Here is a 15,397-nt window from a genome sequence, read left to right as displayed (position 1 = left end):
CAGGGCCCGGCACACCGCGCGGTGTGCCGGGCCCTGCTCGCGTCCGGCGGCGGGCGCGGACAGCGTCCGGCGGCGGGCGCACGCCGAAGGTCGTCCGAGCGTGCGTCTCGGTACTGCCGGACGGTATCCGTATGGCTTTTAGGTACGCGGCTCGGGATGTTTCCCGATGCCTTCCGGCGCCGCCGACCGGCAGACTCTGTGGAGTCCGAGCGGCCCGGAGGGCGCCCCTCCTAGCGGAGGAGCCCCGCGGCTTCCGCGAACTCCGTTCCGCGAGGACAGCCACTGAAGTTCCCGTGTGGTCCGACGGTCTGGTGGCGGGTGCCCGGGAGGGGAGGCGCCCGCCATCGGACCCGGACCCGGGAGCGGATGGCGACCGCCGGAGCGTGCCGGCGGCGGGACGGTCCCTGTGCGGCGGCCGGACCCGCCGCCGGTGGCCGGTCCCGTCGGTCCGGGCGTGCTACTCCCACGGCATGGCCGGACCGGCGGCACCAGCACCAGTGGAGAACGCTGGGGGGCGTGGACGGGCCGACCGGGGGGTGGCCCGTCCGAGACCGGGTGCTGGACGGCATCCGGCGGACACAGACCGGACCAGGGGCGGGTCTGGGCCGGCGGCCCGGTCATCCGAGGAGGATGGCCGGGCCGTCGCATTTCCGGCGACGCCGTGCCGTGCCGGTTGCGTGGTGCCGGTCAGGGGGCGGCGGGGGTGAACAGGGACAGGCGGTGCGCGGTGGCGGCCGCCTCGCCGCGGCTCGCGACGTCCAGCTTGGCCAGGATGTTGGAGACGTGCACGCTCGCCGTCTTCGCGGAGATGAACAGCGCCTCGGCGATGTCGCGGTTGCTGTGCCCCTCGGCGACCAGGCGCAGCACCTCGAACTCGCGCGGCGTGAGGCCGAACGGCGCGGCGGCCGGGTCGGCGTGCGTGCCGCCGAGGCGGGCCCGCTGGGTCAGCGCGTCCAGCCGGTCCAGCAGCGGGACGGCGCGGAGGGCGCGGGCCAGCTCGGTGGCGCGGGACAGGCGGTCGCGCGCGGCGTCCCGGTCCCCGGCGTGCAGCGCGGCCTGCCCGGCCCAGGACAGGGCCTGCGCCTCCTGGTAGGGGTTGGAGAGCTCACGCCAGGCCGCCGACGCCCGATCCCAGTCCTCGACGTTCAGATCGCCGCGGACGCGCGCGGCCGTGGCCAGGTAGGTCAGCTGCCATGCCTCCTGGAGCCGTCCGAGGGCCGTCGTCGCCTGCGCGCGCTTCTCCACCCGCTCGAAGTCGGGCGTCCCGCCCAGCTCGGCGCACGCCGTCGCGGCGTGCACCAGGACCGGCCAGGCGTACCGGCTGTCGTCCGGGAGCGTCCGGTCGGGGTCGCCGAGCACGGGCTCGACCGCGGCGATCACCATCTCCGGACGGCCCTGGGAGAGCCGCAGCGCCGCCTCCAGGCGGCGGGTCGCGAACAGATCCTGGACCTTCGGCCAGGTCACCTCGCGGGCGTGCGCCAGCATCCGGCACGCCTGCTCGACGTCCCCGCGCGCCGCGGCGACCTCTCCGGCGAGCGCGTACAGCGAGGTGCGGATCTTGCGCGGCGGGCGCTGCTCGATGGTGCGGCGCAGCAGCGCGTCCGCCTCGTCCCACTGGCCGAGCGAGACCAGCGGCTCGGCCTGGTTGATCGCCAGGAACGCGCCCTGCGTGCGGGCGACCCCGTTGGCCTGCGCCTTCTGTACCCCGGCGCGGGCGATCTCCACGGCCTCGGCGTGCCGCCCGCAGCCCTCCAGGAAGTGCGACCAGTTGACCGCGACGCGCAGCCGCAGCCGGTCGTCGTTCTCCTGGTCGGCGAGGTCCTGGGAGTTGCGCAGCACCTGCTCGGTCGGCGAGCCGTCGTGCCCGTAGCCCGCGCCGTAGTCGAAGTCCACGCAGGACAGCGTGAGCAGCGCCTCCACCTCGGCGGTCCGGTCGCCGACGGCCCGGGCCACCGCCAGCGCCTCGTGCGCGGCGCGCTTGGGCTCCTCGGAGTTCTGCAGCAGCCGGCCGACCGTGGCGAGCGTGTTGAGCGCCCGCGCGCGCTGCGCCGTGGGCGGCTCGGCGGGCAGCAGCCGGACCGCCTCGCGCAGGTCGTCCACCGCCTCCGGGACGGTCTGGTCGAACAGCATCCGGCCGCGCCGCTCCAGCAGCGCGGCGCGCCTCGGCGCGTTCTCCGGAACGTCCGGCAGCATCCGCAGCGCCCCGGTCGCGAACCTGACGCCCCGGTCCAGCTCCCCGGCGCTCTCGGCGGCCGCCACGGCCTGCTCGAACACCTCGATCCGCTCCGCGCCGATGCGCTCGGCCGCCTCCGGCACCCGGTCCCACAGCTCCAGGACGCGCGCGAGCATGTCCAGGCACTCGGCGTAGGCGACCCGGCGGCGCGCCTCCCCGGCGGCCTTCCAGGACGCGACGAGCGCCCAGAGCGCGTCGTGCGCGGCGTGCCAGTGGTGGCTCAGCTCGTGCCAGAGCCGGTCGGCGGGGACGAGGTCCGGGTCGTCCTCCAGCGCCTCGGCGTACCTGGTGTGCAGCCGGGTGTGCTCGCCGGGCAGCAGGTCGTCGTGCAGCGCCTCGCGGATCAGCGCGTGCCGGAACGCGTAGCCGTCCCCGTCCACGACCAGCACGTTCGCGGCGACGGCCGGGCGCAGCACGCGGGTCAGGCCCGCGTCGTCGAGCTTGGTCACCGCGGCGAGCAGCCGGTGCTCGATCCGGGTGCTGCCGCCCGCGGCGTCCCGCAGCGCCTCCTGGGTCTCCTCCGGGAGCCGCTGCACCCCGGCGAGCAGCAGGTCGCGCAGCGTCTCGGGCAGCTCGCACACCAGCCGCCCGTCGCAGCCGACCAGCGTCTCGACGAACAGCGGGTTGCCCTCGCTGCGCGAGCAGACGGTGTCGATCAGCTCCGGCTCCGGCGAGCGGCCGAGGATGTCGGCGACCAGCTCGCCCACCTCGTCCCTGGACAGCCGGGGCAGCTCCAGCCGGCGGACGCGCTCCACCCGGTCGAGCTCGGCGAGCAGCGGGCGCAGCGGGTGGGTGCGGGTCAGCTCGTCCGACCGGTAGGTCACCACGATCAGCAGCGGCGCGGACCCGACGTTGCGCACCAGGAACGTCAGCAGGTCGCGGGTGGACCGGTCGGCCCAGTGCGCGTCCTCGATCACCAGCACCACCGGCGACCGCTCGGCCAGGTGCTCCAGCAGCGTGAGCATCGTCTCGAACAGCCGCGCGCGCTCCTCGCCGGACGCCGCGTCGGTCTCCGGCTCGCCGAACTCCGGCAGCAGCCGCGCCAGCCCGGACGTCGCGCCGCGCGGCAGCAGCTCGGCCACGCCGTCCACGCCCATGTCCCGGACGAGCCCGCGCAGCACGGTGGTGAACGGCGCGAACGGCAGGCCGTCCGAGCCGAGCTCCAGGCAGCCCCCGACGAGCATCCGCGCGCGGTCCTTGACGGCCGGGCCGAACTCGCGGATCAGCCGCGTCTTGCCGAGCCCCGCCTCGCCGCCGACCAGCACCGCGCCCGGCGCGGCGGCCAGGGCCTCGGTCAGCAGGTCGAGCTGCCCGGCCCGGCCGACCATGATGGGGGACGTCCCGTGTGCTCTCACGCCCCCAGCATGCCAGCCGGTTCCGACAATCTCCCCATTTTTCACTCCAGCCAGGACTGGCCGCGGTGCTCGTCCAGCTCCGGCACCTTCCCAGGTGGGAGCGGTTTCGCCGCGGTCGTGCGGACCGGGCTGCCGAGCCCGCCGTCCGCGACCACGCCCCGGGCCGCGAAGTGCGGGTGCGCCATCATCTCCGCCCGGCTCAGGATCGGCGCGACGGGCGCGCCCTCGGCCGCCAGCCGGACGACCGCCTCGTCCGCCCGGAGCCGGGCGACGGCCGCCGCGACCGCCTCGTCCAGCTCCCGGACCCGTCCGAGGCGGTCGGCGAAACCCAGCTCCGCGAGGTCGGGCAGGTCGAGCGCCCGGCACACCGCCGCCCAGAGCCGGTCCTCCGACACCACGCCCAGCGTGATCCCGCGACCGTCCTTCGTCCGGTAGACCCCGTAACCCGGCACGGGCCCCACCCGGTGCGACTCGGCGGTTGGTGGAGGTGTTCGGGTTGCTTGGGGGACGGTCGCGACCCAGTGCGCCATGACGTCGGCCATACCGAGGTCGATGCGCTCGCCCTCGCCGGTCACGCGCGCGTGGAGGACGCCCGCGGTGATGGCGAACGCGGCCATCGTCGCGGCGGACATGTCGGCAACAGGCAGTTCGTCCGCGGCGGGGGAGAGCGCGTCCGGGGCGAGGGCGGCGGCGTGGGCGCGGTAGTTGATGTCGTGCCCGGGGACGTCCGCCAGCGGGCCCTCGGCCCCGTAGCCGGAGAGCGAGCAGTAGACGAGGGCGGGATTGGCCTCCCGCGCCGCCTCGGGCCCGACGCCGAGCCGATCGGCCACGCCCGGCCTGAACCCCTCGACGAAGACCTCGGCCGCCGCCGCCAGCTCCAGGCACCGGGCGCGTCCCTCCGCGGACTTGAGATCCAGCACGACGCTTCGCTTGCGCTGGTTGAGGAGGTCGAAATGGGAGCGGAACGCGCGCATCGGCTCGCCGCCGGGCGGCTCCACCTTCAGCACGTCCGCGCCGAGCTGGGCGAGCAGCTGCGTCGCGTAAGGACCCGGCCGCCACATCGTCAGATCCAGCACCCGGACCCCGGCCAGCAAGCTCATCCCGACCTCCCGTCGCCGTTCCCGCCCACCGTCGCCGTCCCGCCCGCCCGATATTAGTCAAGCGAGCGCTTGTTTCATAGCGCGGCGGTGTTGACGGCCGGTCCAACGGGGGAGACGCTGGCGGTGGGCGGTCATGGTCGACCAGGCTGTCCTGCCTGGTCAGGACGGTGGAGGTGGTGGAGATCCGGTTCTCGCTCTTCTACGAACACCAGCTGCCGAGGCCCTGGGACGACGGCCAGGAGCGGCGGCTCTACCAGGACGCGCTCGACCAGATCGAGATCGCCGACCGGGTCGGGTTCGACGCCGTGTGGGAAGTCGAACACCATTTCCTCGAAGAATACAGCCATTCTTCTGCGCCCGAAGTCTTCCTCGCGGCGGCCTCCCAGCGGACGAAGCGGATTCGCCTCGGGCACGGAATCGTCCAGCTGCCGCCCGCCGTCAATCACCCGGCCCGGGTCGCGGAGCGGATCGCCACGCTCGACCTGGTGTCGAACGGACGCGTCGAATTCGGGACGGGCGAGTCGTCGTCCAGTGCCGAACTGGGCGGATTCGGCGTCCGGCGCACTGACAAGCGCGCGCAGTGGCAGGACTCGATCGACGCCGTCACGCGCATGTTCGTGGAAGAGCCGTTCGCCGGATGGAACTCCCCGCATCTGCGGATGCCGCCGCGCAACGTGATCCCTAAGCCCGTCCAGAAGCCGCATCCGCCTTTGTGGGTGGCCTGTTCGAGGCGCGAGACGATCCAGTTCGCCGCGCGGAACGGCATCGGCGCGCTCTCGTTCTCGTTCGTCGAACCCGAGGACGCCGCCAAATGGGTGGACGAGTACTACCGCATCATCGAGTCGGACGAATGCGTCCCGGCCGGCTTCGCGGTGAACCCGAACGTCTGCGTCGTCCTGCCGATGATGCTGCACGAGGACGAGGCGACGGCCATCGACCGGGGAGTCGACGGAGCCCATTTCTTCGGCTTCGCCCTGGCCCACTACTACGGGACGACCCCGCACGACCCGGGCCGCACCAACGTCTGGGAGGCATTCCAGGAACGCCGGGCCGCACAGGGTTTCGACCGCGACCAGATCATCGCGAATTCGCAGACGCTCAACGTGAACGTCGGCTCCCTGCGCGGAGCGATCGGAACCCCCGACCAGGTCGCCGAACTCATCCGCCGCTACGAGGCCGTCGGCGTCGACCAGATCGGCTTCGTGCTCCAATCCGGTCCGAACAAGCACGAACACATCTGCGAGTCGCTCGAACTCTTCGGCAAATCCATTCTTCCCCGCTTCACCGAGGACCGCGAAGCCCGCGAGGCCGACAAGGCCGCGCGCCTCGCACCCGCCATCGAACTCGCCCTGGAACGCCGCGAGCCCGCCCGCTCCCTGCCCATCGGCTACCGCATGGACGAGGACGCCGAGGTAGCCCGCGCGCACCGCCGCCCCCGCCTGCGCCGCCCGACCTTGTCGGACGTCCGGCACGAGGCCCGGTACCGCGTCCAGAAGGGGCTGTTCCGGATCGTCCACAACGCCTCGGACGCGACCATCGAGCGCCGCTTCGGCCCCCGCGCCCAGCGCCTCTTCTTCACCGGCATGGCCCGCGCCTACGACCCGTCCATGGCGGGCGGCTTCAAGGGCGACATCGACTTCCGCCTGACCAGCGCGGACGGCTCGTCCACCACCTGGACCATGACCATCGCCGGCGACCGCGCCCACCCGCATCCCGGGCCGTCCGCCGACCCGTCCCTCACCCTCACCGCGTCCACACCCGACTTCCTGCGCGTCCTGGCCGGCGACGCCAGCCCCGCGACCCTCCTCATGGACGGCCGCCTGAAAATCCGCGGCGACTTCGAACTGGCCCCCCGCCTCAGCGAAATGTTCGGCGGCCCCTCCCCCTACTGACCACCCCAAATCCCGTTAGGCTGCCCCAACCCCGCACCGATCAGCCGAACGGAATACATGTGAACAACCGGGTACGGGCCGTGGCGATCGCCACGGCCGCCGCCGCCGTTTTCGCTCCCGTGGCCACCGCCCAGGCGGCCACGGGCTGGCGCCTCACCGCCACCCCCGACGCGGGCGCCGAGTTCCGCGATGTCACCGCGCTCAGCGCCAAGGACGCCTGGGCGGTAGGCAACCGCAAGGGCACCCCGCTCGTCCGCCACTGGAACGGCCGCACCTGGACCAAGGCCACCCTGCCCAAGACGGCCGCCGGCGCCTACCTCATCCTCAACTAGGCCGCTAACCAAAACCGTAGGCGTGCCCTAACAAAACCCGGCGCCGGCCTAAGCAACCCGGTTTTGCAAGGTAACTAGTCCGCTTCCGCATAAGGAAACCAAACGCGAACACCACCCACCCAGCGCGCCCCCGGGTGGGTGGCCGTAGTCAGTTCCGGCTGTTCGGTCTCATTTGCTGTAATCGAACGAGCGCGCACCGTAGCTTCGAGTCATGGTTACCCCTCGACATGAAGCGCTGCACCAGATAGCGCGAGACAACCCCGAGACCGTCGAACGGGCCCTTGAGCGCGTTCACGGCCTGCGCCTGCCTCCGGTCAAGGACGCGGAGATCCTCAACGTCGATCTGACCACCATCGAGGCGGTCGAGCGGCGCGTTGACTCCCTGGTCAGGCTCCGCACGGACGGCCGGGACATCGCGATGATCTTCGAGGCGCAGCTCGACAACAAGGAGATCAAGCAGAGCCGCTGGCCGTACTACGTGGCGTTCGTCCACGACAAGTACGACTGCGACGTCCTGCTCATCGTCATCACCCACGACGCCGCGGACGCGCGGCGGTTCGAGGAGCCGATCATCGTCGGCCTCGAGGACTGGACGACCCTCACCGTCCGCGCCGTCGTCTTCGGGCCCCACAACGTCCCCCGCATCACCACCCTCGACGAGGCTCGCGAGGACGCGGTCTTCGCGATCCTCTCCGCGCTCGTCCACAGCCACGCGCCGGACCCGGATGCGATACTGGAACCGCTGGCCCTGGTCCTCGGCGAGGCGAGGGACTCGACCCAGCGGGACCTGTACGAGTTCGTCGAAGCCGGTCTCGTCGGCGAGACCCAGGAACTCTGGAGGCACTTCGTGAAGACTTACAACCCGCGCTACGTCTCGACCCTTCGCCAGGAGGGCATCGCCGAGGGGCGCGCCGAGGGCATCGCCGAGGGGCGTGCCGAGGGGAAGGTCAAGGCGGTTCTGCTGGTTCTGCAGGGGCGCGGGATCGCGCTCTCCGAGAAGAGCCGCGCCCGCGTCCTCGGATGCACCGACCCGGCCGTCCTGGACGACTGGCTGCTGCGGGCGGCCACGGCGGTTTCGGAGGAGGACGTCTTCGGGTGACGGTCAACGTCTTCCGGTACGCCTCCGAAGCGCGTGCCAAGGGAGTTCGTGAAGGCCGTATCGAAGGGCAGGCCGAGGGCGTGCTGCTGGTGCTGGAGGGGCGCGGGATCGCGGTTTCCGGCACCCAGTGCGAACGCGTGCTGACCTGCGACGATCCCGAACGGCTCCGGACGTGGCTGACCCAGGCGGGGACCGTCGCCTCGGCGGACGAGCTGTTCCGCTGACGAGACCGGCATACCGAGCGACCGGATGGGCGCGCCGATGAACGCGGCGCGCCCATTCGCGCCCTAGCGGTCCAGCGCCCTTATGAGGGTGGGGTGGAGGAGGGTGTTGGTGGCCAGGGCGCAGTCCTGGTCTATGCGGGGGGCGCCGGTCAGGTCGGTGAGGCGGCCGCCGGCCTCCTCAATGATGATCTTGGAGGCGGCAAGGTCCCAGGGCTTGCCCCAGGGGTCGAGGCAGGCGTCGATGCGGCCCTCGGCGACGAGCATCTGAGACCAGAAGCCGCCGGAGCCCCAGGTGTTGCGGGCGCGGCGGGCGAGGGCTGCGATCTCGGGTAGCAGGTTCCGGTCGTCCCAGCGGTGCAGGGCGGCGATGGAGAGCGTGGCGTCGGATAGGTCGTCCACGGTGGAGACGCGCAGGCGCTCGCCGTCGCCGAACGCGCCGCCGCCGCGGGACGCCCACCAGCGGCGTCCCATGGCGGGCGCGGAGACGACGCCGACGGTCGGGCGGCCGTCCTCGGCCAGGGCGATCAGGGTGGCGAAGACGGGCATGCCGCGCGCGAAGTTTGCGGTGTGGTCGACCGGGTCGAGCAGCCAGCAGCGGTCCCCGAGGACGCCGCCCTCCTCCTCGCCGAGGACGGTGTCGTGCGGGCGGTGCTCGGCCAGGTACGCGCGCAGGGCGGTCTCGGTCTCGGTGTCGGCCTCGGTGACGAGGCTCCGGTCGGCCTTCGTCCGGATGGCGAGGCCGGCGCTGCGGAAGTGCCGCAGGGTGATGGCGTCGGCGACGTCGGCCAGGGCGAGGGCCACCGCAAGGTCATCCATATCGCACAAGCCTCGCAGGTGATGACAACCTGCGGGACGGCCGGGCGCATCAAGGGAGCGTGAGGCATTCGAGGCTTGGGCGGGCACATGGCCGATGACGAGTTCGCCGCGTACGTGACCGCGCGGTCGGCGTGGCTCCAGCGGGTCGCGTACCTGCTGTGCCAGGACTGGCATCGCGCCGACGACCTGGTGCAGACGGCGGTCACCCGGCTGTACCTGAACTGGCGGCGGGCGGAGGCCAGCGACAATCTCGACGGGTACGCCCGGACCGTCCTGGTCCGCGTGTACCTGGCGGAGCAGCGCGGCGCGTGGTGGCGGCGGGTCCGGACGGTCGAGGACGTCCCGGACACGACTACCCGGCCGGACGACCCGGACGCCGCGCTCGACCTGCGGGAGGCGCTGCGGTCGCTGCCCGCGCGGCAGCGGGCGGTCGTCGTGCTGCGGTTCTACTGCGACCTGTCGGTCGACCAGACGGCCGAGGTCCTCGGATGCACGAGCGGGACGGTCAAGAGCCACACGGCGCGCGGGCTGGCGGCCCTGCGCCGATCTCTGGAGGAGACGCGCAGTTGAACGCACTCAAGGACGACCTGGAGCAGATCGCCGCCACGCCGCGTCCAGCGGGCGCGCCCGGGGTGAGCCCGAGCGCGGCGGTCCGGCGAGGACGGCGGATCAGGCGCCGCCGCCGCGCCCTGGCCGCCGGCGGCACGGCCCTCGCGGTCGCAGCAGCGGGAGGCGTCGCTCTGGCCGTCCCGGACAAGGACGGCCACAGCGGACGGGCGCCGGCCCTCCAGCCGGCTCCGGCCGGGTACGGGACGGTCCTGATCAAGCAGGCGGTCTTCGGCTGGGTCCCGGAGGGCTACACGAACATCCGGATCGTCCAGGGCGACGGGGATTACTCGGTCAGCGCGGGGCGGCCCGGGCAGAAGGCCGGTGGGATCACCCTGCAGCTGGCCCGGGGCGCGGAGCCCGAGGTCCCGCGCCTGCCCGGCGGCCGGCCCGGACACAGGACGCCGGCGGCGCCCGTCCACGGCCGTCCGGCGTCCTGGATCATCAAGCCGGGCGCGGACGGCTCGGACCAGGTGCCCGCCGAGTTCCGCTGGCAGTACGCCGACCAGCGCTGGGCCGAGCTGATGATCGTGGACAGGGACGTCGCGACGGAGGCGAACGTGCGGCGGATCGCCGAAGCCGTCCGGTTCGGTTCGAGCGAGGCCGCGGCCTTCCCGGTGCGGATCGGCGGCGTCCCGTCCGGGATGCGCGTCGCGCGGGCCTGGGTGGCCGGGAACGGGGATACGGATATCGATCTCGCCCCGGAACGCGGGGCCGCCGATCGCGATGGCCTCTCGGTGAGCCTGACGCCGATGGCGAGGGGCTTCCAGCTGCCGCAGCAGGTCGAAAAGGACGGTCAGGTCAAACCGTCCATCCAGAACATCACGATCGGAGGGAGCCCGGCCACGTACCGGGTGGTACGTGATCCCGCGACGGGCGCCGACCGGGGGGAGATGCTGATGGTGTTCGGCTGGCACGGCATGGAGGTGCAGATCGACCTCGAAGGCCGGGCCTACCAGGCCCTGAAGGCGTCCGGCGGGGCGCAGGGCCTGCTCGGGCGGATCACCTACCTGGGGGCTGACCAGCGCAAGTGGACGACGACTCCGCTGGGGAAGTGATCGCGAGCCCGGTTTGTGCCACCGCGCTCCGTGCGTGATCCTGGGGTGGTGTCAACGGAGACTATGCCCACCGGGGCCGAGCTGCGCGGGTTCCTGCACGGACTGCCCGGCGTCGACCAGGTCGGGGCGGACGAGCGGGCCGCGCGCCTCGGGACGCGGTCGATCAAGACGACGGCCAAGGCGCGGGCGATCGATCTGGCGATCTCCATGCTGGACCTGACCACCCTGGAGGGCGCGGACACGGCCGGGAAGGTCCGGGCGCTGTGCGCCAAGGCCGTCCGGCCGGACCCCGCGCAGCCGGACGCGCCGAAGGTCGGGGCCGTGTGCGTGTACTCGGACCTGGTCGGGGTCGCGGTGGACGCGCTGCGCGGGTCCGGGATCGGCGTCGCCTCGGTGGCGACGGCGTTCCCGGCCGGGCGCGCGCCGCTGGAGGCCAAGCTGGCCGACACGCGGGCCGCGGTCGCGGCCGGGGCGGCCGAGATCGACATGGTGATCGACCGGGGCGCGTTCCTGGCCGGCGACTACCTCAAGGTGCACGAGGAGATCGTCGAGACCAAGCGGGCCTGCGGGGACGCGCACCTGAAGGTCATCCTGGAGACCGGCGAGCTGCGCACCTACGACAACGTGCGGCGCGCGTCCTGGCTGGCGATGCGGGCCGGGGCCGACTTCATCAAGACCTCCACCGGCAAGATCTCCCCGGCCGCGACGCCGCCGGTCACGATGATCATGCTGGAGGCGGTGCGGGACTTCCGGGACGCGACCGGGCGCACCGTCGGGGTGAAGCCCGCGGGCGGCATCCGCACGACCAAGGACGCGATCAAGTACCTGGTGATGGTGAACGAGGTCGCCGGGCCGGACTGGCTGACCCCGGACCTGTTCCGGATCGGCGCGTCCAGCCTGCTGAACGACCTGCTGATGCAGCGCCGCAAGCTCGCCACCGGAGTCTACTCCGGTCCCGACCACTTCACCCTGGACTGAGGACGATGGACTTCGAGTACGCACCGGCTCCCGAGTCGCGGAGCGTGGTGGACATCCGGCCCTCCTACGGGCTGTTCGTGGACGGCGCGTTCACCGAGGGCCACGGCGAGCCGTTCAAGACGCTGGACCCCTCGTCCGAGGAGCCGCTCGCCGAGATCGCCTGCGCGGACGCGGCGGACGTCGACCGGGCCGTGGCCGCCGCGCGGCGCGCCTACGAGAAGGTCTGGGGCCCGATGCCGGGCCGCGAGCGGGCCAAGTACCTGTACCGGATCGCGCGGATCATCCAGGAGCGGTCGCGGGAGCTGGCCGTCCTGGAGTCGATCGACAACGGCAAGCCGATCCGCGAGTCGCGGGACGTGGACGTCCCGCTGGTCGCCGCGCACTTCTTCTACTACGCGGGCTGGGCCGACAAGCTCGGCCACGCGGGCTTCGGCGCCGACCCGAGGCCGCTGGGCGTCGCGGGCCAGGTCATCCCGTGGAACTTCCCGCTGCTGATGCTGGCGTGGAAGATCGCGCCGGCGCTCGCGACGGGCAACACGGTCGTCCTGAAGCCCGCCGAGACGACGCCGCTGACCGCGCTGCTGTTCGCGGAGATCTGCCAGCAGGCGGAGCTTCCGGACGGCGTGGTCAACATCATCACCGGCGCGGGCGAGACCGGCCGGATGCTGGTCGGGCACGACGGCATCGACAAGGTCGCTTTCACCGGCTCCACCGAGGTCGGCAAGCAGATCGCCCGCACCGTCGCGGGCACCTCCAAGAAGCTGACGCTGGAGCTGGGCGGCAAGGCGGCGAACATCGTCTTCGACGACGCGCCGCTCGACCAGGCCGTCGAGGGGATCGTCAACGCGATCTTCTTCAACCAGGGGCACGTGTGCTGCGCCGGGTCGCGGCTGCTCGTCCAGGAGTCGGTCGCGGACGAGCTGCTCGACCGCCTGAAGACCCGCATGGGCACGCTCCGCGTCGGCGACCCGCTGGACAAGAACACCGACGTCGGCGCGATCAACAGCGCCGAGCAGCTGGCGAAGATCCGCGATCTGGCCGACAGCGGCGAGAGCGAGGGCGCCGAGCGCTGGTCCCCGCCCTGCGACCTGCCGCAGCGCGGCTTCTGGTTCGCGCCGACGCTGTTCACCGGTGTCGCGCAGTCGCACCGCATCGCGCGCGAGGAGATCTTCGGCCCCGTCCTGTCCGTGCTGACCTTCCGCACCCCCGACGAGGCGATCGAGAAGGCCAACAACACCCCGTACGGCCTGTCCGCCGGGGTCTGGACCGAGAAGGGCTCCCGCATCCTCTGGGCGGCCGAGAAGCTCCGCGCCGGCGTCGTCTGGGCCAACACCTTCAACAAGTTCGACCCGGCGTCCCCCTTCGGCGGCTACAAGGAATCCGGCCACGGCCGCGAAGGCGGCCGCCACGGCCTGTCGGCGTATCTCAATGTCTGAGCGGCCGCGCGGCGTCTGGACTGAGGAGCGAGGGACGAGTGACGAGGGAAGACGTCGCGGTTTCATGGCCGCGAAGCGGCGAGCGGAGGCGAGCCAATGAGCACTGAGCGGTTGAGTGTTCGTAAGACTTACAAGTTGTTCATCGGGGGTGGGTTTCCCCGGTCGGAGTCCGGACGGTCGTACGTGGTGAACGACGCCAAGGGGCGGTTCCTCGCCAATGCGTCGCAGGCGTCCCGCAAGGACGTGCGGGACGCGGTCGTGGCGGCGCGGAAGGCCTTCGGGGGATGGTCGTCCCGCACGCCGTACAACCGCGGCCAGATCCTCTACCGGGTGGCGGAGATGCTGGAGGGGCGGCGCGCCCAGTTCGTGGAGGAGCTGCGCGCCGCGGGGGCCGCCAAGACCGCGGCGTCCGCTGAGGTGGACGCGGCGATCGACCGCTGGGTCTGGTACGCGGGCTGGGCGGACAAGGTCGGCGCGGTCGTCGGCAACGGGAACCCGGTGGCGGGGCCGTTCTTCAACCTGTCCACGCCGGAGCCGACCGGTGTCGTCGGGATCGTCGCGCCGGACGGGCCGCTGCTCGGCCTGGTCTCGGTGGTGGCGCCCGCGATCGTCACGGGCAACACGGCGGTCGTCGTGGCGTCCGAGCCGGCGCCGCTGGCCGCGATCACGCTCGCCGAGGTGCTCGCGACGTCCGACCTGCCGGGCGGCGTGGTGAACCTGCTGACGGGACGGCGCGCCGAACTCGCGCCGTGGCTCGCGTCGCACATGGACGTGAACGCGATCGATCTCGCGGGCGTGTCCGCGGACGCTGTCGCGGACCTGGAGAAGGCCGCCGCCGACAACCTCAAACGCGTGCTGCGTCCGGGCTTGAGCGACTGGTCGGACGAGCCCGGAATCGACCGGATGACCGCGTTCCTGGAGACCAAGACGGTCTGGCATCCCGTGGGTGTGTAGTGCCCCTCGCGCGCCCGAGTGTGTAGATCGTCGCGAAGTGTGGAATAGATCTCTCCGTAGCTGATCATGCACGGGGGGTAGATCAGGTGCCTACCAGGACCGCATCGCGTACGACTTCGAGCCGAGGTACGGCCGGGCGCGCGAGAAGCACTGCAAGGAAGGCCACGGCGACCGCCAAGCGGACGCCTAAGCGGACCAGCGCCGCCGCCAAGTCGACGGCGTCCAGGTCCACGGTCACGGCACGCACCGGACCGGCGCGCAAGAGCGCCGGCCGGGCGACCACCGCAAAGCGGGCGACCGCGACGCGTGGCACGGCCGCCAAGAAGGCGACCGGCACGCGCCGCGCGACCGCGACGCGGAAGACCGCAGCCAAGAAGTCCACAGCGCGGAAGGCGACGGCCAAGCGGGCGTCGTCGACGGCGGCCAAGCGGACCACGGCGACCCGCCGTACCGCCGCGGCCGCCCCGTCCCGCAGCACGGCGGCCGCCGCCAAGAAGGTGACGACCGCCGCGACGCAGGCGAAGTCCGCCGCGACCAAGATGAAGTCCGTGGCGACCAAGGCGAACGCCTCGGTCAGGGCCATGACTGCCATGACCAAGGCGATGACCACGGCGACCAAGGCGATGTCCGACGCCGCGAAGGCGATGAACGTCGCCGCCAAGGCCGTCGGCAGCACCAGGTCGACCGCCGGGGGCACGCGCAAGGCCGCCGCCAAGAAGGCGACCGCGCGCAAGTCCACGGCGAAGAAGTCGACGACCCGCAAGGCGGCGACGGCCAGGAAGTCGACGGCCAGGAAGTCGACCACCAAGAAGGCCGCCACCGCCCGCAAGTCGACCGCCAAGAAGACGACCGCGCGCAAGGCGTCCACCGCCAAGAAGGCGACCGCCGCGTCCGGCCGGGCCAAGTCGACCGCGTCGGCCTCGACCGCCAAGCGGGCGACGGCCAAGCGGGCCACCACCGCGAGGAAGGCGTCGCCGCGCAAGACCACGGCGCGCAAGACCACCGCGCGCAAGACGGCGACCAAGTCGGCGACGAGGCGTCCGCGCACCGCCAAGAGCGCGTCCGCCCGCCGCCCGGCGTCCCGGAGCACCGTGTCCTCACCGGCCACGGCCGCCTCGAACGGCGCGGTCTCCGCCGCCTCCGGCTCCACCCTGGTCGATCCGAAGACCACGGCGGTCGGTTCGTCGGCGTCGTCGAACAACGGCGTCCTGTCCGGGATGAGCCGGGGGTCCGGCAACGGTTGACGGAGGTGGAATGCTCGACCGTGCAGAGCCCTGTCCCGCGTCCGCGCGGGCCGGGGCTCGGCCGGTGAGC

The 15,397-nt window shown here is 72.5% G+C and carries 13 protein-coding genes; 9 read left to right on the top strand and 4 right to left on the bottom strand.

Going from position 1 to position 15,397, the window contains the following annotated elements; genetic code table 11:
* Positions 1-687 precede the first annotated feature (687 nt).
* Together FHU30_RS45995 and FHU30_RS12055 are read right to left on the bottom strand one after the other, a co-directional pair.
* Complete coding sequence (locus FHU30_RS45995) at positions 688-3,588, bottom strand: helix-turn-helix transcriptional regulator (protein ID WP_308211274.1); 2,901 nt, start codon at positions 3,586-3,588, stop codon at positions 688-690.
* Between the two features lie 41 nt (positions 3,589-3,629).
* Entirely contained in the window at positions 3,630-4,688 is a 1,059-nt protein-coding gene (locus FHU30_RS12055) for a CaiB/BaiF CoA transferase family protein (protein ID WP_253874966.1), read from the bottom strand.
* 176 nt (positions 4,689-4,864) lie between these two features.
* Between FHU30_RS12055 and FHU30_RS12050 the strand changes: the two genes are divergently transcribed.
* From FHU30_RS12050 to FHU30_RS12035, 4 genes are all read left to right on the top strand, one after another.
* Positions 4,865-6,580 (top strand): LLM class flavin-dependent oxidoreductase, encoded by a 1,716-nt coding sequence (locus FHU30_RS12050; protein ID WP_253874964.1) that lies wholly within the window; start codon positions 4,865-4,867, stop codon positions 6,578-6,580.
* 59 nt (positions 6,581-6,639) lie between these two features.
* Positions 6,640-6,912: a hypothetical protein gene (locus FHU30_RS12045; protein WP_253874962.1), complete on the top strand. Its 273-nt coding sequence runs from the start codon at positions 6,640-6,642 to the stop codon at positions 6,910-6,912.
* A 211-nt stretch (positions 6,913-7,123) separates the two neighbouring features.
* Complete coding sequence (locus FHU30_RS12040) at positions 7,124-8,011, top strand: RpnC/YadD family protein (protein ID WP_253874960.1); 888 nt, start codon at positions 7,124-7,126, stop codon at positions 8,009-8,011.
* Positions 8,008-8,235: a hypothetical protein gene (locus tag FHU30_RS12035; RefSeq protein ID WP_253874958.1), complete on the top strand. Its 228-nt coding sequence runs from the start codon at positions 8,008-8,010 to the stop codon at positions 8,233-8,235. Before FHU30_RS12040 ends, FHU30_RS12035 begins: the two co-directional genes overlap by 4 nt.
* A 63-nt stretch (positions 8,236-8,298) precedes the next feature.
* Here FHU30_RS12035 and FHU30_RS12030 read toward each other — a convergent pair whose 3' ends face one another.
* Positions 8,299-9,051, bottom strand: a complete 753-nt coding sequence (locus tag FHU30_RS12030; protein WP_253874956.1) for an inositol monophosphatase family protein — start codon at positions 9,049-9,051, stop codon at positions 8,299-8,301.
* 87 nt (positions 9,052-9,138) lie between these two features.
* Here FHU30_RS12030 and FHU30_RS12025 point away from each other — a divergent pair, with 87 nt between their 5' ends.
* The 5 genes from FHU30_RS12025 to FHU30_RS12005 all read left to right on the top strand — a co-directional run bounded on the left by FHU30_RS12025 (position 9,139) and on the right by FHU30_RS12005 (position 14,083).
* Positions 9,139-9,621 carry a SigE family RNA polymerase sigma factor gene (locus tag FHU30_RS12025; RefSeq protein ID WP_253874954.1) on the top strand — a complete coding sequence of 161 codons (483 nt, stop codon included), beginning with the start codon at positions 9,139-9,141 and terminating at the stop codon, positions 9,619-9,621.
* Entirely contained in the window at positions 9,618-10,715 is a 1,098-nt protein-coding gene (locus FHU30_RS12020) for a hypothetical protein (RefSeq protein ID WP_253874952.1), read from the top strand. The genes FHU30_RS12025 and FHU30_RS12020 overlap by 4 nt, the downstream gene beginning before the upstream one ends.
* A gap of 63 nt (positions 10,716-10,778) precedes the next feature.
* Positions 10,779-11,693 (top strand): deoxyribose-phosphate aldolase, encoded by a 915-nt coding sequence (gene deoC / locus FHU30_RS12015; RefSeq protein ID WP_253875322.1) that lies wholly within the window; start codon positions 10,779-10,781, stop codon positions 11,691-11,693.
* A 5-nt stretch (positions 11,694-11,698) separates the two neighbouring features.
* The gene (locus FHU30_RS12010) at positions 11,699-13,129 is read left to right on the top strand and encodes an aldehyde dehydrogenase family protein (RefSeq protein WP_253874950.1); all 1,431 of its coding nucleotides are present in this window, start codon (positions 11,699-11,701) and stop codon (positions 13,127-13,129) included.
* A gap of 96 nt (positions 13,130-13,225) precedes the next feature.
* Positions 13,226-14,083, top strand: a complete 858-nt coding sequence (locus FHU30_RS12005; RefSeq protein WP_253874948.1) for an aldehyde dehydrogenase family protein — start codon at positions 13,226-13,228, stop codon at positions 14,081-14,083.
* A gap of 82 nt (positions 14,084-14,165) precedes the next feature.
* On the opposite strand, the gene FHU30_RS12000 is transcribed toward FHU30_RS12005, so the two are convergent.
* Positions 14,166-15,284, bottom strand: coding sequence for a hypothetical protein (locus tag FHU30_RS12000; RefSeq protein ID WP_253874945.1), 1,119 nt, complete (start codon positions 15,282-15,284; stop codon positions 14,166-14,168).
* Positions 15,285-15,397 lie beyond the last annotated feature (113 nt).

Origin of the sequence: Actinomadura rupiterrae (assembly GCF_024172125.1) — a bacterium.
GTDB classification, from domain to species: Bacteria; Actinomycetota; Actinomycetes; order Streptosporangiales; family Streptosporangiaceae; genus Spirillospora; species Spirillospora rupiterrae.
This window is presented reverse-complemented; position numbering and strand designations above follow the sequence as displayed.

Excerpts from the sequence above, each read along its gene's own strand:
- FHU30_RS12055 (WP_253874966.1), bottom strand. The coding sequence starts at position 4,688 with ATGAGCTTGCTGGCCGGGGTCCGGGTGCTGGATCTGACGATGTGGCGG.
- FHU30_RS12040 (WP_253874960.1), top strand. The coding sequence starts at position 7,124 with ATGGTTACCCCTCGACATGAAGCGCTGCACCAGATAGCGCGAGACAAC.
- FHU30_RS12030 (WP_253874956.1), bottom strand. The coding sequence starts at position 9,051 with ATGGATGACCTTGCGGTGGCCCTCGCCCTGGCCGACGTCGCCGACGCC.
- FHU30_RS12025 (WP_253874954.1), top strand. The coding sequence starts at position 9,139 with ATGGCCGATGACGAGTTCGCCGCGTACGTGACCGCGCGGTCGGCGTGG.
- deoC (WP_253875322.1), top strand. The coding sequence starts at position 10,779 with ATGCCCACCGGGGCCGAGCTGCGCGGGTTCCTGCACGGACTGCCCGGC.
- FHU30_RS12010 (WP_253874950.1), top strand. The coding sequence starts at position 11,699 with ATGGACTTCGAGTACGCACCGGCTCCCGAGTCGCGGAGCGTGGTGGAC.
- FHU30_RS12005 (WP_253874948.1), top strand. The coding sequence starts at position 13,226 with ATGAGCACTGAGCGGTTGAGTGTTCGTAAGACTTACAAGTTGTTCATC.